Source organism: Salmonella sp. SG203 (assembly GCF_013350575.1).
Taxonomy (GTDB): domain Bacteria; phylum Pseudomonadota; class Gammaproteobacteria; order Enterobacterales; family Enterobacteriaceae; genus Salmonella; species Salmonella enterica.
Map to the genome: position 1 here is coordinate 20,544 of NZ_SNMT01000026.1, position 24,336 is coordinate 44,879.

Below are 24,336 nucleotides of genomic sequence, written 5' to 3' on the forward strand. Positions count from 1 at the left end.
AGAACAAAAGCCCCTTTAACTAATAAAATTCAAATTTATTATAATTTTATTAGTTTGATGCAGATCTCTAATGCTTCGATTTTTCTCATATAGTCTATAACCTCTTTTCCCTTACTCTGATTTTTATTAACACCTAAAAGTGTCAGTTAGGGAAATGTTTTTTTTTAATCTATGGATGATTTAAAATCATGAATATTTCAAATATATCTTTACGCCAGTTACGTATTTTTCTTGCCGTCGCTGAGCATCATGGCTTCAGCCGGGCAGGTTGTGTGATTGGTCTGACGCAATCAGCAATGAGCCATAGTATCAGCGAACTGGAAAATGAACTGGGAATCAGGTTATTCGACAGAACAACAAGAGAAGTATTATTAACGAAGGAAGGTGAAGATCTGTCCGTAGAACTCCGACGTTTACTGAGTGAACTTGAAACCACTCTGAGTAATGCCAGAAGTCGGGGAGAGCAACAGCGTGGATTAGTACATGTAGCCACCAGCCCAACGATTTCAGCTGGTATAATGCCAGGATGTATTTTAAGAGCACTTAATAAATACCCACAAATCAACATGATAATACATGACCAGGTTCAGCAAAAAACAATCCAGATGATACAAAATGGCGAAGTTGATTTCGGTGTAATAGTCGAACCATCACTGCCTCCGGATCTATATACTGAAACGGTTCTGGAAGAACCATTTTGTCTGGTAGTACCGGAAAATGCTCAAATTGCACAGCTGGCAACGGTTAAATGGAGTGACCTACAGAATGAAGAACTGGTTCTGCTCGATTATGCTTCAGGTAGTCGCCCTTTAATTGATAATGTGTTTGCGCGTCACAGAGTCACTCCTCATATAGTTCAGGAACTTGGTCATGTATCAACTATCTTTCGAATTTTACAATCTGGTATCGGTGTTTCAGTTATCCCACAACTGGCATTACCATCACTCAGGGATACTGGCCTGAGTATATGTCAATTATGTCCACCAGAAACAAGACGTCTACAACTGGCCCGTCGCCACAATCGCTCCCTTTCCCCGGCAGCCTCTGCCATATGGACATTGATTAAACATTGGTGCCAGGTTCAGGTATAAGCATGTTCATATTCCCCCCGGATATTAATAATATTTGGGGGAGAAAGGTTGATCTATCTTGGCATTTTCATCTAAAAATCAGATAGTTAAATCATTATTAATAACATTAACAATTGATGATTTTAACTTTTAATTAAATACCTCTAAATTCTGTATTTATATATTTTATAGATAGATCCATGTTACCCATGAAAAATAAATGTAGTTAGTAATTAATTGAGCCAAATCAATATACATGATAATCAAATTACATTATAAGTGAAAACCTTCTTTTACTTTTTTATATTTCAAACACCTATCATTAAGATACAAGGGTAATAAAAATGTCGGATAAAATTTACAGGAAAATCAGATGGCAAATTATTATAACTACTTTCTTAACATATACAGTTATGTATATATCGAGAAAAGCCTTCGCTGCTGCCGCTCCGTTACTAATGCATGATACTGGTATGACAGCAGTACAATTTGGTACCGCTTCTTCAATTTATTACATACTTTATGGGATATCAAAATTCGGCTCAGGGTTATTAGCCGATAGAATCAACCCCCGTTTATTTCTGGCACCGACTTTATTAGTTATCGCAATAATTAACATCGGTGTTGGAATGAGTAATAACGTTACAATATTGTTAGCACTATACTGTTTAACAGCGATTGCCCAAGGATGTGGCTTCCCTCCCATTGCTAAAGCGATCAGTCAGTGGTATTCAAAATCAGAAAGGGGTGGCTGGTATTCATTATGGAACACATCACACAACGTCGGAGGTGCGCTTGCCCCTCTTATCGCTTCAGCTGTTATAGCTTATAGTGGTAACTGGAGATACGCTTTTTTTGTTCCAGCCATGATTACTTTAATCCAGGCAATTATTTCTGCTGTCTTCATGCGAGATAAACCAGAAAAATATGGATTACCGAATGTTGGCCTCTGGAGGAATGATCGAAAACAACTCGAGATAAACAATCGTTCAGAGACAGGTTTAACCACGTCTAGAATGTTCTGCACTTATATTTTAAATAACCCTGTTATATGGATCGCTATCTGTGGCGACCTGTGCATTTATATTATCAGAACCGTAACAGATGACTGGGTAAGTGTATATTTTGTGAAGGAATTAGGATGGGATTTAATAAAATCAAACTCACTGGTAGCATGGTTTGAAGTTGGAGGTATTTTAGGTGGGCTGACATCTGGTGTCATTTCAGATAAATTTTTCCATGCTGACAGATGGACAACAATTTTAATTTACAGTCTTTTTTTGATCCTTGGAATGGGTGGGGTAGCATTAACTATACACATTCATTATTATCTCGTTGCAATATGTTTCTTTATTATCGGCGCTGGGATTTATGCCCCACAAATGTTATTCGCTTTAGGTGTGATAGAGGCATCCCATGCTGATGGTGCGGGTGCAGCAACGGGGTTAAAAGGGGGCGTTACTTATGTGGGAGCGGCCCTGGCAGGAGCACCGATAGCAATGATTCAAAAATATTATTCGTGGAACGGTGTTTTTGCTCTACTTGGGATAATAGCAATATTATTAATAGTACTGACTGTCTGTATCATTATTTTAGAGAAAAATAATAAAAAAATAAAAATTTAATCTCAATAGTTATCATGACTGTCACATTGGAAGTGGCATATTATCCTATTCTGCATTACATTATGCTTATGTGCGCCAGCCATTGTTCTGGGTAAATACTTAAACCCTGTTACTTGTGACAGAAGAAACTTCTCAAATATAAGACCGTGGCCCAACCCATGTATAAAAAATGACTCAGACATCTATCATTATCCGTGGGTTGCATGCAGCCCTCCATTAATTTTCGATGTCCTCCTGCAACCTACCAATTAGATACAAAAAAGCTCAACAACATATCTGATAATATCAGTTCCCTGCCAGGCATCAGAAAGTAGCCCCTTTTTTTATCCTATAATTAGTTCATAAGTTTTGATAATGAAATATGTTAAAGATTCAATCCTCTCCATCTCAGCAATGATCATATTCACGTTCAAGCGTGCAGATGACACAACATACCCGATTCTTTTGAAATAAATTTTTTTAACAATCAGACTATCGAACTGATAACTGCTCGTTCCTGATTTTCACAGGCATCATAATTTAACTACGGATTGCATATGTTGTTGCCAATCTGATTTGTACATTTGACATCATACTCAATAAGGTTATGAACCACACGAAGGATTGTATGGTACTTCCATTATAAGCGAATGATTAGTCTTCATTCCACCACATCCGGTGAACCAACCCAGAAAATGTTGCGAAGAGCGTACTTCGTGTTTTGCATAGTGCAATATGAATGTTGCGGTGCCGGACGCCCCGGTGAAACGCTCCGCGAAAAGGATTCAGTACATATTGGCATTATGAATGAAATTACCCACGCCCCGGGCTGACGGGATTCACCACGACACAAAGAATTTATAATCAACAGATAATTGATTGCAATGACATTTTGTGCCATATGACGTCAGGTTACCCCGTGATCAGCGGAACTGAACGTGATATATAGTATCTTCCTTAACTCCCCCTATGCCAGCATTCGCTCTTACGACCAGTCAGTTCGCCCAGCACAGGTATAAACGTTTATATTTATAAACACTTCCGCAAGTGTTCAACTGTGTCGGAAATTACGTCGACTAAGCTCTCCCAACGTAATGGAGCCACGAAAGTTGAACAAAATACCTGAAATGACGCACCGTGTTGTTAGCAATACTACATGTTGTCAGGGATCACAGCCCTAAATCATTCTGCTGCATTATAAATAAATATTGTTTTACCAAAAAATTCCCCACATTAATGTTAAAAAAATCTTGATATTTACTGGAAGAAAACATTATAAGGTATAAATAAATATTTTCTCATGTTTAAAATTGGAGAGGCTGCACAGCCTTAAGCGCTATGCCAGAAAGATACTCAGTTCCGTTTTATCGACTAAATAAAGTTACTGCCCACAATAAACACTTCGAAAAAAGAGTGCGGGACATTTATGTGAAATCGAACATCTCGGTGTCCAACTGGAAAAGATACACCTGATTCCCATTAGTCTCAACAAATTTCCACTGCGGGGTAAACCGCAGAAACAGGAAATCAGGAGCAAGAATCCATTGTCAGACTGATAATTGAACTAGTTCTGTCAGATAATGTATCTTATAAGGATTACGGGATTTTGAATCATGCAATACTTTCATAAAGAAGAATTTGTTTTAATAGCCAGAGAATTGATACACAGCAAATTCGTTACAAATCACATTCATATTATTAACAATAAAATATCAGGATATAAGTAATGAGCCAAAATGGCTGTCGCTCTCTCATAATTGCTATGATTGTTTGTTCTTTCTTTTGGGCTATTCTTATCTTCACCTTATATAGATGGTATTGAAGATAATAAATCATAGATACTATGTACCACACAGAGCAATAATATTTTTAGTAATAGTTTTTTTTCTGGCTGTCACGTGAATCATTCTGCCAGATTATTTTATGCTGACGAATAACTATTAACTGGTTGTAGCTTATTAAAAAGTGGAATTAAGTGATTCATTATTTTGCTGTATTCTGATTTTTAATAACTGGTTGGATGTAAACGGGGAAATGACACTTCCCCGTTTTGAGATCAAGCCGTCCGTTACAGTAACTATCACTTCAGACAGAATTTCCCATCGAGGCAATTTCTTTATCAATCAGATAAAGCCCTTCACCTGTGTCACCTGCGAGCGCCAGTTTATCAAGAATGGATTTGAACAGTTTCTCCTCTTCATGCTGTTCAGCAACGTACCATTGCAGAAAGTTAAAAGTTGGATAATCCTGTGTACTCATAGCCACATGTACCAGTTCATTGATTTTATGTGTGATTAATTGTTCATGTTCATAGGTTTTTTTAAACAGTGCCATCAGGGAATCAAATTCAACCACAGGAGATTCCACAGCACCGATTCGTGGCATACACCCGGTATCGGTCAGGTATGAGAACAGGCGTTGCATGTGCTCCATCTCTTCCTGAGCGTGGCGTCGCAGAAAATCAGCTGCACCTTCAAAACTGTGATAACTGCACCATGCACTCATTTGTTGATAAAGAAGGGAAGAAAAAAGTTCAAGATTCAATTGGTCGTTAAGTTTCTCTGTCATATCTTTTTTCAGCATTTTAAATTCCTCACGTGTCAAGAATGGGCTGCATTAAAACAGTAAGATTTGCAGGTGAATGATGTCATTAGTTTTTAAAATAAAACTGTCACTAATCGTTAATGAAGACAACCTGTTAACTGAGTAACGGAAGGTAAAATATACTAATAAAACATCACCTTATGTCAGGTAACACTTACTTCATGTCGAAGATGAGATGTTCCAACGTTTTTCGGCCATCTACTGAAATACTATGCCAACCCACCATGGATTTTCCTGAGAGGCTATAACTTACCAGGCACATACTTAAATATGTACCCAGCACTGATATAGAGAACAGAGAAGCACCGTGCAGTATCCTCGTTCAATACTCTTTCTGCCCAGAGTATATATTCCCTTTTTCGTAAGTATAATGAGACGATAACCCTCATCTCTCCGCGCAGATGAAGTTGATAAATGACTGTACTGATAAAAATGCCTATACAATACCAGAGGGAATTACTTTTTTTTGTTGCGAACTCTAAGCGTCTGATACAGCAAAAACCCGGCAAGATACACAATGAATAAAATCAATAACGTCTGGTAACCTTCCATTTTTCCGCCAGTGTATTAAACAGTGAAAATTCAGTGTCATAGTGCCTATCTACAGAGCAGGTAGTCATAATTCAGTTTCTAACGAAAAACCTTGTCATAAAAAACAATATTTAACAGTTGGAGATAGCGTAATAGCATGTACTCTTTCTCTCTGAATGTGTTATATGAAAGATATATGCTAATCATTTTAGATTGCATAGATCAACTGTGTTTTCTTACTGAGTGGAGCAGTTGTGAAGATGTGGGCAGGTTCAGTTACAGAATAGGTGGTTGATGGTAAACCAGTTAAAATCGCCATGTCTTACTATGGATGTAGGCCTGAAATGTTACTGCTACCTTCACTGTTCAGCTAACTTATTGAGGGCGAACTAATGATAAAAGAAAAGTTGAAAACCCGAAACGGAAAGCGGTTTCTATTCTCTGTTGCGATGGTGTTTATCATTGCTGCAAGTGTTATGACACGGGCTACAATAGGCGGTGTTATATGGCAGTATAATATTGAACTGAAAGACTGGACGCTTTCTATGTTTATTATTCAGTCAGCAATGATATTTGTTTACAGCGTTGTCTTTACTGTTTTGTTTTCGATACCGCTCGGGATCTTTTTCCTAAGTGATGATAAGAAGTGAAGAACCACAATTTATCTAATTAATAGAGTATTTATTGATTGCTGTTTTAAAATCAGTGTCAATAATTAAGCCGGGAATAGTCATTTTTTCCGGCTTAGTATTTCTTGCTTGTCATTTTCAACAGCATGCATAGCACAATTGTTTTTAATCCCATATCAGATAGTTATTTTACTCCACTGTCCACGCTTCCGAAAACGATTCATCACCAAACATTTCTGCCAGTCCGCTTATTTGTTTAAGTCTAAGTACTTCATCTTTATCCATCCCTAATTCTTTCGCTGTACGTTCGTCACTCCATCCAAGCCGTGACAGATCGCGAACAAGTTCTGACATAGCTGCCACTGCATGTTGTCCTCTTGCCCTGTTGTGTCTGACAGTCGCAGCTCGCCTTTCTCCTTCACCTCCACTTTCATGATGTAATATAACTACTGGCAGATAGCCTTTCAGCCGTTCCCTCAGGACTGGCTTATGCTTACCTTGTTGCATTCTGTGGTAACCATCCACTACGGTGAAACTTTTTAATCCCTTTGTCGCAACAACGGGTTGGGTATATCCCTCAGTCAATAGTGAAGTGTATAGCAAGCGCTGTTCGGTTGGGGCCATGATATTAGGGTTATATTCATTGGCTTTTAATTTACTGGCTTTAATCCATAAAACACAGTCAACAGGTTCATCTTTGAATGGACTTAGCTCATGCAATCTGGAACGGATAATATTTAACGTGGAAAGACGTTCATCCTCAGGCATTCCTCGTAATAAGCTTTCAATGGATTTCAGTTTTTCTTCCAGTTCAGTTTTCATATCAGCCCCCATTCCTCGCGTTGCTGTTTCAATCTTTCCATGTAACGACGATAGTTCTGGCTTTTCGTCGGGCTGAATGACAAGCCACGGCACCAGTAATCATTACGCATAATGACCTTGCATATACGGCGCCAGGAAGGGATATCTCGACTCCCTGTATCTCCATCCTGTTCATCCGGTATTCCTTCAGGCCAGTCCCGTACCTGATACCATCTTAAATAGACAGCTATTTTGGTACGGTAATGTTCGGCTGTAGGTAATGGAAGGCTTGATAATAAAAAATATGCATAACTTTGCCATGTATGATGGTGTGGTTTTTCAATTCTATGTTTTCCAAAGTAGTCCCGTCCGTGCCTGACGTATTTTGCCCCACTGACTGCCCCACTGACACGTTCACAGGCCTTACTCCAGGTATCGGGTTCCAGAATATGGTACAGCCATAACCCCTTACGCTGCTCCGGGCCGAAAGGTTCACAAATGCGCATAGCGGGCAGACTCACTCCAGCACGAAACATAAGATCGTAAATGCTGTTGTAAGGTAAACCGCTGACAGCATGAAAACGCCATATATCACGAACTTTCCAGTCATATAATGGATAAACAGCATAACAGTTCCCATCCTTCTGCTGAGTAGTCCATGGTAGTTCAGGTGACAAGCGAAGTTTACGTCTTGAACTTATCGCCAGAAAGCGATTAAGTGACTCATCAGCCCGTATGCCAACCATTACTGCCGCTGGCTGTTCAGTAGAGAACCATTTGTTATAAGCGGGGATAAAAGACTCAAAGGTCATCCCATAATGATAAAAAGGGAAGTAATCATAATCTGTAATAGCCCCATCTGGTGGCTGACGTATCCAGTTTACATTCTGTTCCCATGCGGTCCATTCAGGCTGAATGGCTGACACACCATTTACTGTGGTTATGGGCAGACATACCCAGTAAAAATCCTCAATACAGTCAGCATAAAGCTCACGCATGTTAGCAACATGAGTGATTGTTGAATGGTATTGAACTTCCCAGTCTATGAATAAAACGCAGAATTTTCGGTCACGACGCCGGGCTTCTTCTGCTACAAGATGAAACATTACTGTTGAATCTTTTCCGCCAGAAAATGACAGGGTTATCCGGTCAAAAGCATCAAACACTTTGTTAATACGAAGCTTTGTCGCGCTCAGTACATCAATGCCTAGCGGAATTTTGCTTCTGAATTTCTTCTGAATGTTTTCTGTCATTTTTCCTTTAGCTCCATCTGAGACACGATGAAGATCTCTTTAACTGAGATGTCCCCAATTTGTTAAGCTGTCACCTGCATAATAGACATGTAATACACAAGTCTGGACTAACAATGACTTGCATATCGTTGCCACCAGAAACTCCCGATATCTGTAACCATTTTGCTTCTCCACTCAGGTCAAGATTCGCCGCAACGTAAAAAGCTACTGTTTGCAGGTGTTTTTTTGCAACCCCTCAAGTTTTATTATTCAGTTCAATCACATCGAAATCAGCTTGACTATATAAGTCTGCTTATGATTCGTTGCGATTTTTACGAATTATATATATGCTTTCAATTCAGCCATTGCTACAGCATTTTTAACATCTTAAGGACCCGAAAGTTAAACGAATGTAGTTTCATCCACTAAACAAAAGCCTTACTAAAGTCATATATTTTGAGGATAACTGGGCTGAGAATGAAGATTTTGCTTATGCCAGGTAAGATTTTTTAGTCAACTCCCCGGTCTGAGTAATGGGATTCCTTCTCAATATACTTTCGCCATTCTTTGATCGCTTTTACTGCCTTATTTCACTGGCGCTGACAACAAACTCTGTTCGCTGTATATCCGGACAAAAACGTGTACCGTAGAGAAGTTCATACAGTCGGTTTTTCATGCCCAGTTTTACCAGCAGCCGATATTTATCCTGCCATATTTGCTTCTCGTTTTTGTGCAGTCTGTTTTTTAGTCCGGCCAATGAATATCGCCCTTTGTAAGCCTCTCCCAGCAGCTTCTGCTGCTCGGGTGTGACGCCACAGTTTATCATTGCCCGGTTCATCAATAATGCCATGTGATTCATCAGACGCTTCGGGTTATTAAAAATCAGTGGAACCGTGAATAATCCAGTGGCAGGTTTCGGGTCCGCCAGAAAACTGATCAGTCTGCTTTCAACCCGGCAGGAGAGTTCTTCGTGGCGCTTTATTCGTGTCACCATGGCGGTGAGCTCCTGGTGCAGCACCACCGGCAGTTCTCCCCAGTGGTGGAGAACCACCTGGTCACTGAACAGCATTTCATCGCTGATAACCAGTGCCGGGTGATACAGCAGTACCTCTTTAAGGGCATAGAACAAAAAAATATGTTCACGGGGACGCAGGCACAGCACCAGCGTTGCCTCCGGCTTTCGGTGCAGTTGCTGCAGTAGTTCTGGCAGTGTGTACGTGGTTTCACATTCACTCCCGGGCAGAACTGCCCGGCTCAGATGTGCCACAGCACTCACCACCGGCCAGCAGTCACCGTGAATAATGACCTGCCGGGCCACTGTCAGATTATACGCCGTCATCTTCATCCTCCTTTTTCAGGATTTTTCCCGCACTCCTGTTACTGCGCAGCCGGTTCCACAGTTCATTCGCCTGTGCCCTGTCTCCGTTCCCCACCCGCCGGCGTGAGAGTGGTGGCGTTACGGTACGTTCTCGCGGGGCAGGCTCAGGGCTTTCAAGAACACGCACGACATAAATTTCACAGCGTTGCGCTTTATTGGACAACGTCCGGCGGCGACAGACACAGACCACCCGCGAAGCTTTATTTCTAAGGTAGGAAATCAGATAGCTGGCACGCCTGGCGGTAATGTGAAAGGCCTCTGATATCTGCCCGCGCTGAACCCAGTCCTGCTGCTGCTGACACCAGTGCGCCACGATGATGTACAGAGGTTCACCGGTGTACTGGCGCACATTCTCCGGAATAAAGCAGGTATCATGATTTGTCTGGGAAGGATAATGAATATCATTACCCGTAATAATATACTGCTTCTTTTTTTCGTGAGTATTATGGGGGCACACAGTAATTCCTCCATCAGCTAATGTAATGAAATAAATACCAGAGTGAATTGTCACAATATTTCACACAGACTTATTGCTGTAATAACTTAAAAAAACTTTATTTTTCACGCGACATTAAAAACAGCCATATCAGTTATATGTAACAGTAACGGCGCTTGAAACCTGGAAGTTTCCGGTTACCGGAACCCCGGTTTTATCCAGCACTGCATGATATGTTTTCTGTGTTCGTCCTGAAGAGGATGTCCCTATATTTATACTTCCCATCTCCTCATCTTTATCAAATATCACCTTCTTCCCGCTCTCATCCTCCACTATCGAGAGCTGCAGGCCATTATTGCCGGAATCTCCCGTATTTTTGAGTAATACAGCTGTACCATCTGACGTCAGGGACATTCCCACTGGTGCATTAAACTTTATCCTCAGTGCAACACTGAAGGCACTGTTAGCAGCATTCTGCTGACGGGCAGTTACTGTAAACGACCCGCTTTTCTTTTCTGCATCTGTTATATAAAAATGCCCCAGACTGACCAGCCCAGGTGAAATATCTACTGTACCAAGGTTATCCGGAAGTAGCCTGAGGTTAAACCCACTAGTAGATATTGCAGCCCTTTTCGCCGAACCAGAAGAACCACTGACTAAATCCATAATCTGCATCCCGGATATCGGTTTAACCAGCATGGTATTCTTAAAATTATTATCAACAAATAACTCCAGGGATATGACTGCTGATAATGTGGCAGTTTCACCGGCCTGGTATTGACTGTTCCTTACCGGGCCAAATTTAACTGCCTTGCCAGGGGTTGCTATATTCTTCAGAATCTGCGCCCACGTTATATCAACCGTACCGGATGTACCCTTTGAATCTGTTTCTGTGATGTGGAGGTTCAGGCCCAACCCCAGTTGTCTGAATAAATCTATCAAATTACGAAAATCAGTCGTAAAAATCATATGAGTCTGAAAGTCACCAGCGCTTATGCCACCTCTGGTGCATTCGTAACTTATAGTGTGACTGCTGGAGTACAGTATCTGGCCAGATGTTGCTGTACTTATATTTGAGTTAACATTACTCAACTGGACTGAACCTGATAACGTTGTACAACCATCATCTAATGCCCGGGCCGGTAAGCTGATAATACTGAGCAGAATAAGCAGCACAGCCGGTATTCCCCACAAACATGGCCTGTTCATGAGGCATCCCCTTCACCTTTCAGTGCACAACGCCGGACATCACAGGTATAGCGGTTCATCTGCAGTCCGCCATAGTCATCGACATAGCCCACCCACAACTGACGACTCCCCTCCGGCAGGCGGGCCTTCAGTGGCAGGCTTCCAAACGGTGCAACCATTGTCCCGTCCCCGAATCCGCTGAGGTGGTGGCGGCGGTCAGTACCCAGCCAGACCACAGAAATATAATATGGCGTGGGGTTCTTTAATGTCAGCTCACTACCATTGCGCTCCGCCACCAGTTTTTTCTCCGGCTGGTCGTTATCCCCCCGGGCGATGGCAGCCGGACGGTAAAACAGTTTCAGCTGGCTCTGCAGGGTCAGCTGCAGCACGTTAGTTGTATCCGGTTTCGGCGGAATGCTCCTGACGTTGAACCAGAACAGGGTTTCCCTGTCCTTCGGCAGACGGTTCGTCATGCTCCTGACCTGAGTGATACGGACCTGAGATTTTTGTCCACTGTCAATACGCTGCAGAGGGGGCAAAACGACCAGCGCATCCGTCCGTACACCATCAGCATCCTCCACCCAGGACTGAGCCAGAAACGGGGAATGTTTACTTTCATTGCTCAGGGTGACAGAAACACTCCTGTCTCTGCTGTCCATGATGACACGCGTCCGGTCAACGCTGATGGTTGCATGGCTACTCTGGCTCCACGCTACCGCCAGTACGAATATCGCCGTACCTGTTAATCTGCTGTTTTTCACTTTATATTCTCCGTTTAAATGTCACCGGTTCTGTTACCTGCAGGGCAGCAGAAGCGGCCCCTGGCTGAGCGTCACCTTCTCCGGAAGGTCCAGACGGCACTGTACCCGGCCGTTCCACGACACGGTCAGTGCCTGACGGTCTTCCCCGCTGATACCCGCCAGATACGTCCGCCCGTCATCACCCACCATACCCAGCGTGTGGCCGGTGCGTTCCGATACCACCAGTGCACCGAACGGCGGGGCTTTACCGTCGGCCAGCCGCAGGCTCCCGAGCACCTGCTCTCCACGGACGGCACCAATTTGCCGGTAACCGATGGCTCCTTCCGTCAGTACCTGGGTGATGACAGAGTCGCTGACTTCCACATCCTCCGGCAGGCTGGCGACGTCGACTGAAATATCGCTGTGCCGGTAGCTTCCGCCGCTCCTTACCACCGCAAGGCCAAAGCGGTTAGTCAGGCCGCTGCCTCCGGAGACCGGTACACCGGAGATGTCGCCGGTGTCTATCATCATGCGGGGTTCATTCCCGGCCATTGACTGACTGAAGGCGGCACCGTGGGACGTGGCGGTGGCCGAACCGTACCAGTTCAGGCCCAGGCTGCGGTACTGCCCCGGTTGTAATGACGCGTCTGCACTGACCTGTCCCCACGGCAGGCTGCTCCGGATACCGCCGCTGAAGGTGCTGTTGCTGCCGGTTTCACTCCGGCTGTGACCGGCGCTGATATTCCAGCTTGTATCGGGGCTGTGGAAATCGCTGAAGTTCATGTACTGCTGCATGCTGCCCCGGTTATCCTTCTGCATGCTGTAGCTGACCTGCCGGCTGTCACCCCACGGGACACTAAATGAGGCATACACCTGGTTCTGCGTTCCTCCCCCGGTATACTGATTGCGGGCGAGAGAAACGGAGGCTGAAATGCCCCGGATACTGCCGAGACTGAAGGATTTATTCAGACTGAGCATATAGTTGTTGTTCGATGCTGCATTCCAGTAATTCAGCCGGCTGACCGACAACGCAGCACTCATGTTCAGTTGCGGAATGGACTGACTGTATGTGATGGTGTAGCTCTGTTTTTCATGCCAGAAATCACCGCTCTCCGCCGACCGGCGCTGCAGATACTCCGGCAGGGAAAGGTAGTGACGATCGGAAAACCGGTAACCGACAAAGGCTAGCGTGCTGCCGGTTTTATCAAACGTTTTGGCATAGTTAATCCGGTAACTGTAGCCGGACTGGTTCTGTCCCTTCGGCAGACGGGCATCTGAGCGGGTGACGTCAGCGGACAGGGCTCCCAGTATGCCCAGGTTTTCCGCAATCCCCAGGGCAGCAGACCGGTAGTCGCCGGTGGAGGCAATGACCCCGCCGTACAGGGAGGTGTTATTGAATGCGCCCCAGGTGGCCTCCCCCAGCAGAAAATCAGGACTGACCGTGTTGTTGTTATAGCGTCCGCCGTACAGCGGGCGGCCGGCCGCCACCTTATAGCGGACCTGTCCCTGACGGGCCATAAAGGGTACGCTGGCGGTGTTGACCTGCCAGGTGTGAACCGTCCCGTCGCTTTCCCGGACGCTGACATCGAGGTTACCGCTGATGTTCTGGCTCAGGTCCGGCAGGATAAAGGGACCGGGGGAAACCCGGGTCTGGTACAGAACGCGGCCGTTCTGACTGACGGTGACCTGCGCGTTACTGTTCGCAATGCCGCTGATTTGCGGGGCGTAGCCCTGCAGGGAGGACGGCAGCATCCGCTCATCGCTGGCCAGGGTGATACCGGCGAAGCGGAAGGAGTCAAAAATGGCGGAACTGAGATATGTCTGGCCGAGCGTCAGCTTTGAACGCAGCGACGGCAGCGGTCGGAACAGATAAGTCTGTGGCAGGTAAAAATCAGACTGCGCATTCCCGTTACCACTGTCATAGCGGCTGTACTGGTAATCACTGCGAAGACGCCAGGCACCGAGGTTAAATCCGGCAGTGCCGTACAGGCTGTAACTGGTGGAGGTGTCACCATGATGCGGCATATACCGGTTTGCCGAGAGATTATAGTCCAGCACCGCCCCGGCGACACCATCACTCCAGCGGGAAGGCGGCACCCAGTCCGGGTCTCTGTACTCCATCCAGGCCTGAGGAATAACAAAGGTCAGGCGCTGTTTTTCAGCGCTGTACTGTACCTTACTGTCCCTGGTGTTCAGGTTAAGACAATGCCCGCCACTCACGTTGCTTTCCGTGCCGGGAACAGCTTTCAGTCCACGGACAATATCATCCTTCAGACCCAGCATATCCACCATGGCTGGCGTCACACAGATGACCGAATCGCCACTGTCATCATACGGCACCACCCTGACTGAATATTGCTCCCGGACAGACTGGTTATTCGTAAGCGTAAACTGGCCGCCGTATGTAGCCTTTAAGCCAGTGCTGGTAACTTAGACGTCCACCTGTACAGACGGACATCTAAGTATGGAATCTCAATCCTGGCGAAAAGAACCCCGTAAAATTTACTCGAACGACTTCAAACTTCGTATAGTTGAACTTGCTTCCCGCCCTGATGCCTGCATTGCGCAGATCGCCCGTGAAAACGGCATCAACGACAACGTTATCTTCAAATGGCTACGGCTCTGGCAGAAGGAAGGTCGCGTATCACGTCGTCTCCCTGCAACCATAAACACTTCAACACCACCGACGTTGCTTCCTGTTGAGGTGATATCTGACACGACACCATCAGGCGAATTAAAAACAGAGCCGGAACTGTTACCTGTGCTGAATGCAGCTTCCTGCTGCGTGGAGTTCCGTTACGGTAAAATGACGCTGGAAAAACCGTCATCAGAACTACTGGCAGTACTGCTCCGCGAACTGACCGGGAGGACAGGAAAGTGATGAATCTGCCATCAGAATGTCGTATCTGGCTGGTTGCCGGTGTGACGGATATGCGTAAATCCTTCAACGGACTGGGTGAGCAGGTACAGTCTGTACTGAATGAAAACCCCCACTCCGGCCATATCTTTATCTTCCGGGGCCGGAAAGGCGATATGGTAAAGGTGCTCTGGGCCGATAACGACGGCATGAACCTGTATGTAAAGCGACTGGAGGAAGGGCACTTCATCTGGCCTGCTGCCAGAGATGGAAAGATTGTCCTGACCCGCTCACAACTCACCCTGCTGCTTGACAGGCTGGACTGGCGTCAGCCAAAAACTTCCCGCCGCAATATCCTGAAAATGTTGTAATTTACAGGCTGAAAATATTATAAGGCGGGAATGAATAAACCACTTCCCGCCCGTCTTGCTGAACTTGAGAGACTGCTCATCCAGCAGGCTGAGGAGCTACGTCAGAAAGATACTCAGCTCCGTCTTATCGAAGAGACGGAGGCCTTCCTGCGCACAGCGCTCGCCCGTGCCGAAGAAAAAGTTGAAGAAGGTGAACGCGAAATCGAGCGTCTTCGTGCCCAGTTGGAAAAACTGCGCCGGATGTTGTTCGGTACCCGTTCAGAAAAACTTCGCCGACAGGTTGAAGAAGCCGAAGCCCTGCTTAAGCAACAGGAGAACGAAAGCGACCGTAAGAGCGGGCGGGAAGCAGATCCACAGGTTCCCCGCCAACTAAGGCAATCGCGGCATCGTCGCCCGTTCCCGGAACACCTTCCCCGAGAAATAAACCGACTGGAGCCTGCCGAAACCTGTTGTCCTGGATGTGGCGGAGAGCTGGAGTTCCTGGGTGAGGTCAGTGCAGAACAACTGGAACTGCTGACCAGCGCGATGAAAGTGATCCGCACGGTACGGGTAAAAAAGGCCTGTACAAAATGTGACTGTATCGTGGAGGCCCCTGCTCCGTCACGTCCGATCGAGAGAGGGATCGCCGGTCCGGGTCTGCTGGCCCGGGTTATGACGGCGAAGTTCTGCGAACACACACCTCTTTATCGCCTGTCCGAAATTCTGGAGCGCCAGCATGGCGTGGTGCTGAGCCGGGTACTGCTCTCTAACTGGGTTGATGCCTGTTGCCGCCTGCTCAGTGCGGTGGTGGATGCGCTTTACCAGTATGTGATGAGTGGACGTAAAGTTCACGTGGATGACACCCCAGTGAAAGTTCTGGCACCGGGAACGAAAAAAACCAAAAAGGGGCATATATGGGTCTATGTGCGTGATGATCGGGACGCCGGATCATCAGATCCGCCGGCAGTCTGGTACGCCTACTCGCCGGACTGGAGCGGTAAACATACCCACAATCATCTGCGTCACTTCCATGGAGTGCTTCAGTGTGACGGATACGCTGGTTATGAAGCGTTGTTCAGTGCAGATCGTAAAGGTGGTCCGTTAACGGAAGCCGCCTGTATGGCGCATGCCCGCAGAGGGATCAACGACGTCTGGGAACCATCACGAACCTCGGTCATAGCCGAAGAGGCACTGTCGCGTATCGGTGAGCTGTATGCCATAGAGAAAGAAATACGCGGTCTCCCGGAAGCGGAACGACTCAGGGTAAGACAGAGCAGAAGCAAACCTCTTCTGCTGGAGTTATACGACTGGATGGAGGAAAAGGTGGCTGGCGCCTCGCGAAAAGACAGACTGCCCGCAGCGTTCTGGTATCTTCTGAACCGCAAAGAAGCGCTGGCTTACTTCTGTGAAGATGGACTGGCGGAGATCGATAATAACGCCGCCGAACGAGCCCTCCGTTCCGTCTGCCTGGGGAAAAAGAACTGGCTGTTCTTCGGTAATGATCATGGTGGTGACAGAGGTGCGATGGTGTACAGCCTGATCGAGACATGCAAACTGAACGGGATAAATCCGGAAGCCTACCTGCGGCATATCCTGTCGCTTCTTCCAGAGTGGTCGGCCAATCGGGTCAGCGAACTGTTGCCCTGGAACGTGGATCTGCCAACGAAATAACCGTCAATACGGCGTTCACTTATCGCTTACGGTTATTCAGCCAGATATCGAGCATATAGTTACCGGGTGCGACATAGCCCTCCCGGCTGAATGCCGACAGGTCAGCCCCGGCCGGGTCACTGGTACTGAGCAGGCTGGCGTCAAACGCAGTTGCCAGCGCGGCCGGGGTGGTCAGAGTCAGGGCTGTCAGTATGGCGAGTTTGCCTGGTTTCATAGTGTGATATATCAGCATTGTCGTCCGTGTCAGAGACCTTCAGGAGCACCGTCGTAAACCGCACCGGGTTTCCGGGAGACGGTCCCTATCCCATCAAACCGGAGCGGTTCACCCGGAAGTAGCAGATAAAGCCGCCCGACTCCTTTCGTGGACGGCTTTGTATTACTGGCCGGAAAATTTAACTTACTGGTATTTCAGGGTATAATTGACGGGAATAGTGAAAGCCCCGGGTTTAACTAAACCATCCGTTGTTCCCACATTTATCAGTTTTGCGGTGTAAACCAGCGGGGTGTCACCCGGATTCAACTGAACAGGGTCACCCGCTGTATCGAAATCAGGTGCGGCAGAAGGGGTAATGATGACACCTTTGGCGTCTGCTAGCTGAACGCCGAGATTTCGGTCAGTGGCACTGACAAAAGCTTTTTTACTGTCAGCTGCCGGGGTGCCGGAAAAGGCAATCTGTACTTTGGACATCAGATCTGGTGCTGTTCCCCCACCTTGTGGGGCACTACCTTTATCAAATTCACAGTTCTGCAGATGGATAGTGAAGTTTTTTGCATGTGCGTCATCAGCGGCATCGTGGGTTTTCAGGGATCTGTAGGACACCTGTCCGAAGTCCACATGCAGGTCGTCATCGCCTGTGGCAATATCGCATGGAGCATTTGTGATGGTGCCCCTGAAGGTGACAGTGCCTGAACCGAATTTAGCAGGAGGCGTGGGGTCATCAACAGCATAGGCAGAAACTCCGTACATCATGCCGGTTACTGCCATGGCTAATAATAATTTATTGCGCATAGTAAATATGTCCTTTTAAATCTGAATAAACAAAGAGTCGTACGGACATAAACCGTAAGCAGATGAAGAAATAAGAATCATTCCGTGCAGAGGGAAATCAGGAACCACCATTTAACAGAATTAGCTGAATATTAAAGTCTGAAACTGAACCCGGGTGGCTGAAGTTCGGGTGTCACGGCTTATGTCGGAAGTAGTTATAGGAAAAGTCTCAATACGATTAAAACAAATAAAACAGATCGATAAGATCGATGAATTAACTCGATAATTAAGAATAATCATAGAAATAGTTGTTTTGCAAACTAATTATAAGCAAGGAAACTGAGTACTGACAGGCAGTTAAGAGATGTGATGAAACATCCTGAGATTTGATTATAAGTTATAAAATGAGAGGCGCTTTTCAGTGTCTTTCTGACGATTAGTGTAAATATTTAATTCTTTACAATAAGTGTTTATATGGTTTTAAATGTGAATTAATCATTATTAAAATGATCGACTCAATATTTAATGCCTGCAAATTCATATTAATCAGAACATATATCTTTTTACTTCCGAAGCCAGAGTGAAGATGATAAGCAGTCATCATGTAAATAAGATGATTTTTTTGGAATGTGATCTAACGCACGCAGCAGGCACAGGCACAAACGCCCGCTATAAAGCACCCAGGTGCTGTGGCAATTGAAGCAGGCAGTGCAGTTCTGAAGAGCTGTTGATGTGTGATCTAATCTTCATTGCATGGACAGCAAGGGACAAATAATGATATCAGGCCACGATTAACATGGCGCCCGATAAACGCTGCTATCAGGCGCAACGGTCAGGTAGTTTGGTGTATCATCCATCGGAATATCGGAAACCTGTATATCGTCCCGTCCCAGAACAGCAACCGTTCTGTCCGGGCGCATCGCAGCGAAAACTGAAACCCAGCATACCTTTGTAAACGGGACTCAGAGCGTTGTCATTTTCTGGATATACTATCCCTTTGAAACTCGTGTATATTGTGCGAAACAAATTTTTTCCAGCCCGTATTCTGGCTGGCTTTTACCTTATGATCTATGAGTATACCGACATGAAATATCTTATTTTAGCTTCAGCTCTTTTGCTTACAGCGTGCGCTGGCCCTGGTGGTTCATACTGGGGCGTTACTCCGGCAAATTCTGATGTCTGCCCTTCCGGTAAGTGCCAATGATTAACAACTTTATGCACTGAGTTTTGATGTAGTGCTGCAGATACCTTAGTTTCGCCAGGTCGCTGACAATGTCGGTGCTGATATCAAGAGTGTTACGACCAGCACCAGACAAGAGTTCTTTGGTGGAAAATTGTCTACACTGGCGGTTGTGGTCGTGGCAGGTGCAGAACAAAGCCCTTTGGCACGCCCCCTGCCGCCAGCACTTGCGTCAGCGCTGATTCAGGGTTGTGACAACGCTGCAGTCATAACGACGTGACATGCTGAATTCCTGCACAGGCAATGATAATCAACGCTGGATGACTAATAGTAGAATGATATACGTAAAGCAAAGTAATAAATGTCTTGCCACAAAAGGTCTCATTATAAAGAGCAACGACATTATATTACTTTCTGACTGCGATTTCAGTCGTACACTACAATTTAAACAAGGTAAAGATTAATAATAACTCGGTTATTGTTAACTGGTCGAATGACTAAGCCTTTATCTTCTTTGATAACAGTTGCCCCAATAAATCATCAGACTGATACTGGCACACGGTGAACTTGATCAGATGAAGTGTATCATTGTCAGTCAGTACAGATACCTTTTTGTCAGAACATCCGACTAAACTACCCTCTACATGAGTCTGGGCGAGATGTCGCCCAACTCTGAATAATCACTGACTCAAACTCAAAATAGTTCTAATATTTCTTGCACTTGTAGCAATAATATCTATTGCACCGGTACGCAATGCTCCCATAATCGCCATAGCCTTAGTGTTCTCAGAAGCAATAGCAATAACACAGGGGATCTGACGCAACTCTTCAACACTCAAACCAATAACTCTATTATCCATTACTGTATTTACGTGCTCACCACGTGCGTTAAAGAAATCATAGCCGGCAATATCGCCAATAACTCCCTGATTAAGACTCGCATCATTAATCTCGTGAGGTGTAAACCATCCCAGTTTCACCATATAACTTTCTTCATTCATATCGCCTATCCCCACCAGCGCAATATCCGCTTTTCGTGCACGATCAAGCGTCTCTTTTATCGTACCATTTTGTAGCAGTAGTTCCTTTAGTTGTATGTTTTCAACATAGGCAGGTGCATACAATGATTCACTGCTGCCGCCAAACTTTTTAGCCAGTAGTCTACTGATATGGTCAGCATTGATGACATCTCCGGGACGATGAGTACCTCCAATGCCACAAATAAAACGACAGTCGCGTCCCTGAATTACCCCTGAAGACTCCGCCACCGAGGCCACATTTCTGCCCTGTCCGACCGCCACAACAACATTATCCTTAAGGACATTATTTAAGTACGCCGACACAAGAGATGCAACCTGACGACGCTGTTCTTCTTCGTCATGATGGTCCAGGGCAATCAAAGCACGACTGACGGGAAAACGTTCTTTAAGTTGTTTTTCCAGTTGTGTGCTGAACACGGGGTGATAACGGACGTTAATTTCCACTATCCCTTCCTCTTTCGCCCGTTTCAGCAGACGCCCTACCTTTATACGGGAAAGGCCAAATTTATTCGCTATCTCTTCCTGGGTTATCTCATCACAGTAATAAGCTACAGCAATCTCAGTAAGTAACTCATATTCCTGTGACACTATGGGCTTGTCCATTTAACGCTTTTCTCCAGCACTGTATTTCATTTCGTGGGCAAACATACGCAAACCAAATGCCCACCGGCCATACCCACAGGTTTTCGCAACGTATTACGCGAAAACCTGCTTAAAAGGCGTAATTTTACATTATTGTCGGACTATTTCCCGGGCTTCCTCAATAATTGCCTCCAGCGCAGATGGCTGATGTGCAAACCGGCCAAGAAAAATCCCGTCCACATCCGGCCACAAACGTCCAAGTAAACCGGGGCCTGCACTTCCGCCGTATATAACCCTGCACTGTTTTCCAAAACGTTTCTGAAGCCAGGAACGAACGGAGCTGCAAACATAACGTATATATTCATCGCTTGCCGGTTCAGGGGCGCCAATCGCCCACTGGGGTTCCCACGCAAAGATTAGAGGTGGCAGTGGTTCTTTTCGATGCGCAAGCAACTCATTAACCTGGGCTTTCGCGAAAGCTGCAGCCTCTTCCATCACCATTTCTGACTCTTCACCGATACAAATTACAGGAATTAACCCACAATCAAACGCCATATTAAGCTTCCGGTTTATTATCCCTGTGGTCTCACCAAAATGACGCCGGCGTTCAGCATGTCCAATTTCGACATAACGGCAACCAATCTCCTTTAGCATGGAAGCACTGGTCTCGCCTGTCCACGCTCCAGCAGGCTCAGCACAGACATTTTGCGCCCCAACCGCCATACCGCTGTCTCTGAAAATCGCCATACCATCAGCAATAGCTGGCATTGCAGGGAAAGTGAAAAGTTCAATATTTTCATGCGCTTTCTGGTTACTTCTCAGGTTGTCCGCAACATTCTGACACCATTCCAGAGTCTGTTGATATCCAAAATAGGTTTTATGGCTGATGCCAACGATCACATTTACAGACATACGCCCTCCTGAGTCTGTAAGGTCGGGCATGACTGCTTCATAAATTCTGCCACCGTCATAACGACCATTGCCAAAGAAACGGCTCCGGCGTCTGGTGTACCCAGGCTACGTTCTGCAAGCGGTCTGGCGCGACCAATTTTCGGAACCAGCTGTGCCGTATTTTCAGCACTTAATTGCGCAACCCCTGCAGCCAGTTGCCAGGCTACGGATAGTGTGTGAGTTTCGGCAGCCTCCAGCAAGGCCTGACTAAAAGGATGAAGCACATCAACCAGCGTTTTATCGCCTGGTTTCGCCTTCCCGAAATGCATCACACCTTCGCTTGCCTGTGCCACGGCATACGCGACACCTTTCGCATCAGGACATTCTTCATTCCCCAAAGATGTTCCCAGCGTATTGAGGATAACCCCCCATATTGCGCCAGAGGTTCCACCCGCTTCATCAGCCCAGGCATCCGCAGCACATTGCAACAATGCCCCCACCCCAGCCCCCTGTCGTAATGCCTTTTCAGCCGCACGTCGAGCCGCACGGACACCTCTTTCCATACCGATTCCATGGTCTCCGTCCCCGGCAATTGCATCGATTCTTCCAAGCTCGCAGGCACTATCTATTATTTTTTCCGCAACTGCATTTAAAATGCACATCACTTTTTCCGCAGCATCCCTGGAGGCCGGGCTACCTTGTGGCATCAATGGCATAACCACCCGATCACACTGTTTCTCTGTCAGCGGCAGATGCTCCATCGCAGCCCCCCTCTTAAAAGCAGGCGTAAAGGCAGGAGAAAACCACAACTGCTCAAGCATTTCATCAAACCAGACCAGAGTCATAGACATCCCAGCCATATTAAAGCTGGTAACAAACTCGCCAATTTGTACATCAGCAACGATGACCCCGGCCCCACGAAGGCGAGGTTCAATGTAATGCCAGAGGACAAACAGCTCTTCATATTTCACTGAACCAAGGCCATTTATAATTACTCCCACTCTGGCCCCTTTGATAGCGGTAACCTCAGGCGGTACCTCCAGTAACAAAGCCTCCGTAAGCATCCCGGCCAACATATCGGCTGAGGGAACCGGAATTTCGCTGATGCCAGGTTCGCCATGGATCCCCATACCAAACCCCATCATTCCCTCAGGTACCGTAAATAACGGATGCCCGGAACCCGGTAAGGTACAACCGCTAAAAGCAACACCAAGTGAACGCGTCCGGGCATTCGCCTGTCGGGCAACGGCCAGTACCTCCGCTAATGAATCACCTCTCTCTGCGGCTGCTGAGGCTGCTTTAAAAACAACAAGATCACCGGCCACACCACGACGCCTTTCTTTTTCCGACAACGTGGCGCTGGAAATATCATCAGTTACTGCAATTGTTTCACAGGGGATACCTTCCGCACGTAGCCTTTCGCAAGCCAGCCCAAAGTGCAAAACATCGCCTGCATAATTGCCAAATGCCAACAACACGCCTCCCCCGTTATTCGCAGCGCGTGCCACAGAACATATTTGTTGGGCCGAAGGTGAAGCAAAGAGATTCCCCATAGCCGCACCGTGCGCAAGGCCTTGCCCTACCAGTCCGGCAAAAGCCGGATAGTGTCCGGATCCACCGCCGATCACGATAGCGACACTATCCGGTTTACTTTGCGTGTTACGTACTACGCCTCCCGGAACCTGGCGCACCAGAGAAGAATGCGCATTAACAAATCCCGCCACCATTTCTTTCGCGAAATCTGAAGGTCGATTAAATATCCAGGTCATTTTTTTCTCCAGAATGTTGGAATGACTCCCCGGCAGCCATAAGCACATCATCACAAATGAACACTAACAGTTCATATGAATAGGGAGAATATTCACTACAACAAAATGTGAACAGTGTCTTATTTTTAACCAATTTACAAAATACCGCTATTAATGTGCTTTTTTAAGCAGATATTTCCTGCTAATAATGAATAAACACATGATCAACTGCCGAGCATTTGTTCAAGCAAGCACATTACCCCCGAACATCATCACACACATGCACTATTGCAGAGCAAATGTTCAAAGCAGGTATTAAGTCTATGAGGAATTAATGATGTTAAAAGTAGCTATAGGCGCAGATGACGCTGCTACCTGTCTCAAAAATCAGGTTAAAGCACATCTGCAAAATAAAGGTATTGAGGTTATTGATTTCAGTCACGATGTGGAAAACAACGAACAAATTTATCCGGATATTGCCTTTAACCTTGCTTCATCTATTAAAGAAGGCATTTTCGAACGCGGCATACTTCTGTGTGGAACCGGGATTGGGATGGCAATTGTCGCCAACAAAGTTCCGGGTATCCGCGCGGCGCAATGCCACGACGTTTACTCCGCTTCCCGCGCACGCAAAAGCAATAATGCTCAAATAATGACTATTGGAGCTCGCGTTATTGGCCAGGAACTGGCGCTTATGTTGGTTGACACCTGGCTTGAAGCCGAATTCGAGTCAGGACGTTCCTTACCAAAAATTCAGCGTATCGATTATTACGAAACACTTTTACACCCTGGTAGCGCAAGTAAATAGGAGGGATA

Annotated in this window: 20 protein-coding genes and 1 pseudogene; 8 read left to right on the forward strand and 13 right to left on the reverse strand. The window is 46.1% G+C overall.

The genetic code is table 11. The features are described from left to right. The first annotated feature begins 188 nt into the window (after positions 1-188). Both HV477_RS23845 and HV477_RS23850 read left to right on the forward strand, forming a co-directional pair. Positions 189-1,091, forward strand: coding sequence for a LysR family transcriptional regulator (locus HV477_RS23845; protein ID WP_175065482.1), 903 nt, complete (start codon positions 189-191; stop codon positions 1,089-1,091). 323 nt (positions 1,092-1,414) lie between these two features. Beyond that, on the forward strand, positions 1,415-2,695 hold the full coding sequence (locus tag HV477_RS23850; RefSeq protein WP_217487837.1) for an MFS transporter: 1,281 nt from the start codon (positions 1,415-1,417) through the stop codon (positions 2,693-2,695). A 2,064-nt stretch (positions 2,696-4,759) separates the two neighbouring features. Here the strand turns inward: HV477_RS23850 and ftnA are convergent. Further along, positions 4,760-5,257 carry a non-heme ferritin gene (gene ftnA, locus HV477_RS23855; protein WP_023221885.1) on the reverse strand — a complete coding sequence of 166 codons (498 nt, stop codon included), beginning with the start codon at positions 5,255-5,257 and terminating at the stop codon, positions 4,760-4,762. Positions 5,258-6,201: 944 nt separating this feature from the next. Here ftnA and HV477_RS23860 point away from each other — a divergent pair. Further along, positions 6,202-6,459: a DUF2534 family protein gene (locus HV477_RS23860; protein ID WP_079970440.1), complete on the forward strand. Its 258-nt coding sequence runs from the start codon at positions 6,202-6,204 to the stop codon at positions 6,457-6,459. Positions 6,460-6,627: 168 nt separating this feature from the next. On the opposite strand, the gene HV477_RS23865 is transcribed toward HV477_RS23860, so the two are convergent. From HV477_RS23865 to stdB, 7 genes and pseudogenes are all read right to left on the reverse strand, one after another. After that, positions 6,628-7,272, reverse strand: a complete 645-nt coding sequence (locus HV477_RS23865) for a ParB/RepB/Spo0J family partition protein (protein WP_024149519.1) — start codon at positions 7,270-7,272, stop codon at positions 6,628-6,630. Then, on the reverse strand, positions 7,257-8,492 hold the full coding sequence (locus HV477_RS23870) for a phosphoadenosine phosphosulfate reductase (RefSeq protein ID WP_023221889.1): 1,236 nt from the start codon (positions 8,490-8,492) through the stop codon (positions 7,257-7,259). Before HV477_RS23870 ends, HV477_RS23865 begins: the two co-directional genes overlap by 16 nt. 556 nt (positions 8,493-9,048) lie before the next feature. Then, positions 9,049-9,810 (reverse strand): transcriptional regulator, encoded by a 762-nt coding sequence (locus HV477_RS23875; RefSeq protein WP_175065483.1) that lies wholly within the window; start codon positions 9,808-9,810, stop codon positions 9,049-9,051. Beyond that, positions 9,797-10,306: a CaiF/GrlA family transcriptional regulator gene (locus HV477_RS23880; RefSeq protein ID WP_175065484.1), complete on the reverse strand. Its 510-nt coding sequence runs from the start codon at positions 10,304-10,306 to the stop codon at positions 9,797-9,799. Before HV477_RS23880 ends, HV477_RS23875 begins: the two co-directional genes overlap by 14 nt. Positions 10,307-10,435: 129 nt before the next feature. After that, positions 10,436-11,494: a hypothetical protein gene (locus HV477_RS23885; protein WP_175065485.1), complete on the reverse strand. Its 1,059-nt coding sequence runs from the start codon at positions 11,492-11,494 to the stop codon at positions 10,436-10,438. Further along, entirely contained in the window at positions 11,491-12,234 is a 744-nt protein-coding gene (locus tag HV477_RS23890) for a fimbria/pilus periplasmic chaperone (RefSeq protein WP_175065486.1), read from the reverse strand. The genes HV477_RS23885 and HV477_RS23890 overlap by 4 nt, the downstream gene beginning before the upstream one ends. 33 nt (positions 12,235-12,267) lie before the next feature. Further along, positions 12,268-14,592 (reverse strand): annotated as a pseudogene (stdB, locus tag HV477_RS23895) (fimbrial outer membrane usher protein StdB); the annotation flags it as partial. Positions 14,593-14,677: 85 nt separating this feature from the next. Here stdB and HV477_RS23900 point away from each other — a divergent pair. From HV477_RS23900 to HV477_RS23910, 3 genes are read left to right on the forward strand one after another with little or no spacing between them, the layout of a single operon-like run. Further along, positions 14,678-15,094, forward strand: coding sequence for a transposase (locus HV477_RS23900; protein WP_175065487.1), 417 nt, complete (start codon positions 14,678-14,680; stop codon positions 15,092-15,094). Beyond that, complete coding sequence (gene tnpB / locus HV477_RS23905; RefSeq protein WP_175065488.1) at positions 15,091-15,441, forward strand: IS66 family insertion sequence element accessory protein TnpB; 351 nt, start codon at positions 15,091-15,093, stop codon at positions 15,439-15,441. The genes HV477_RS23900 and tnpB overlap by 4 nt, the downstream gene beginning before the upstream one ends. Positions 15,442-15,471: 30 nt before the next feature. Next, entirely contained in the window at positions 15,472-17,091 is a 1,620-nt protein-coding gene (locus tag HV477_RS23910) for an IS66 family transposase (RefSeq protein WP_175065489.1), read from the forward strand. Positions 17,092-17,110: 19 nt separating this feature from the next. Here the strand turns inward: HV477_RS23910 and HV477_RS23915 are convergent, their stop codons facing one another. Then, on the reverse strand, positions 17,111-17,305 hold the full coding sequence (locus HV477_RS23915) for a FimD/PapC N-terminal domain-containing protein (protein ID WP_175065490.1): 195 nt from the start codon (positions 17,303-17,305) through the stop codon (positions 17,111-17,113). Positions 17,306-17,488: 183 nt separating this feature from the next. After that, a complete protein-coding gene (locus tag HV477_RS23920; protein ID WP_175065491.1) occupies positions 17,489-18,100 on the reverse strand; it encodes a fimbrial protein in 612 nt (203 codons plus the stop codon). An 897-nt stretch (positions 18,101-18,997) separates the two neighbouring features. Here HV477_RS23920 and HV477_RS23925 point away from each other — a divergent pair. Beyond that, a complete protein-coding gene (locus HV477_RS23925; RefSeq protein ID WP_309224874.1) occupies positions 18,998-19,153 on the forward strand; it encodes a Bor/Iss family lipoprotein in 156 nt (51 codons plus the stop codon). 786 nt (positions 19,154-19,939) lie between these two features. Here HV477_RS23925 and HV477_RS23930 read toward each other — a convergent pair. From HV477_RS23930 to HV477_RS23940, 3 genes are all read right to left on the reverse strand, one after another. After that, entirely contained in the window at positions 19,940-20,902 is a 963-nt protein-coding gene (locus tag HV477_RS23930; protein ID WP_023221896.1) for a sugar-binding transcriptional regulator, read from the reverse strand. Positions 20,903-21,031: 129 nt separating this feature from the next. Continuing rightward, positions 21,032-21,793 carry a triose-phosphate isomerase family protein gene (locus HV477_RS23935; RefSeq protein WP_023221897.1) on the reverse strand — a complete coding sequence of 254 codons (762 nt, stop codon included), beginning with the start codon at positions 21,791-21,793 and terminating at the stop codon, positions 21,032-21,034. Further along, positions 21,784-23,541: a dihydroxyacetone kinase family protein gene (locus HV477_RS23940; RefSeq protein ID WP_079970450.1), complete on the reverse strand. Its 1,758-nt coding sequence runs from the start codon at positions 23,539-23,541 to the stop codon at positions 21,784-21,786. The genes HV477_RS23935 and HV477_RS23940 overlap by 10 nt, the downstream gene beginning before the upstream one ends. Positions 23,542-23,857: 316 nt before the next feature. On the opposite strand from HV477_RS23940, the gene rpiB reads away from it, so the two are divergent. After that, positions 23,858-24,328 carry a ribose 5-phosphate isomerase B gene (gene rpiB / locus HV477_RS23945; protein WP_023221899.1) on the forward strand — a complete coding sequence of 157 codons (471 nt, stop codon included), beginning with the start codon at positions 23,858-23,860 and terminating at the stop codon, positions 24,326-24,328. Positions 24,329-24,336 lie beyond the last annotated feature (8 nt).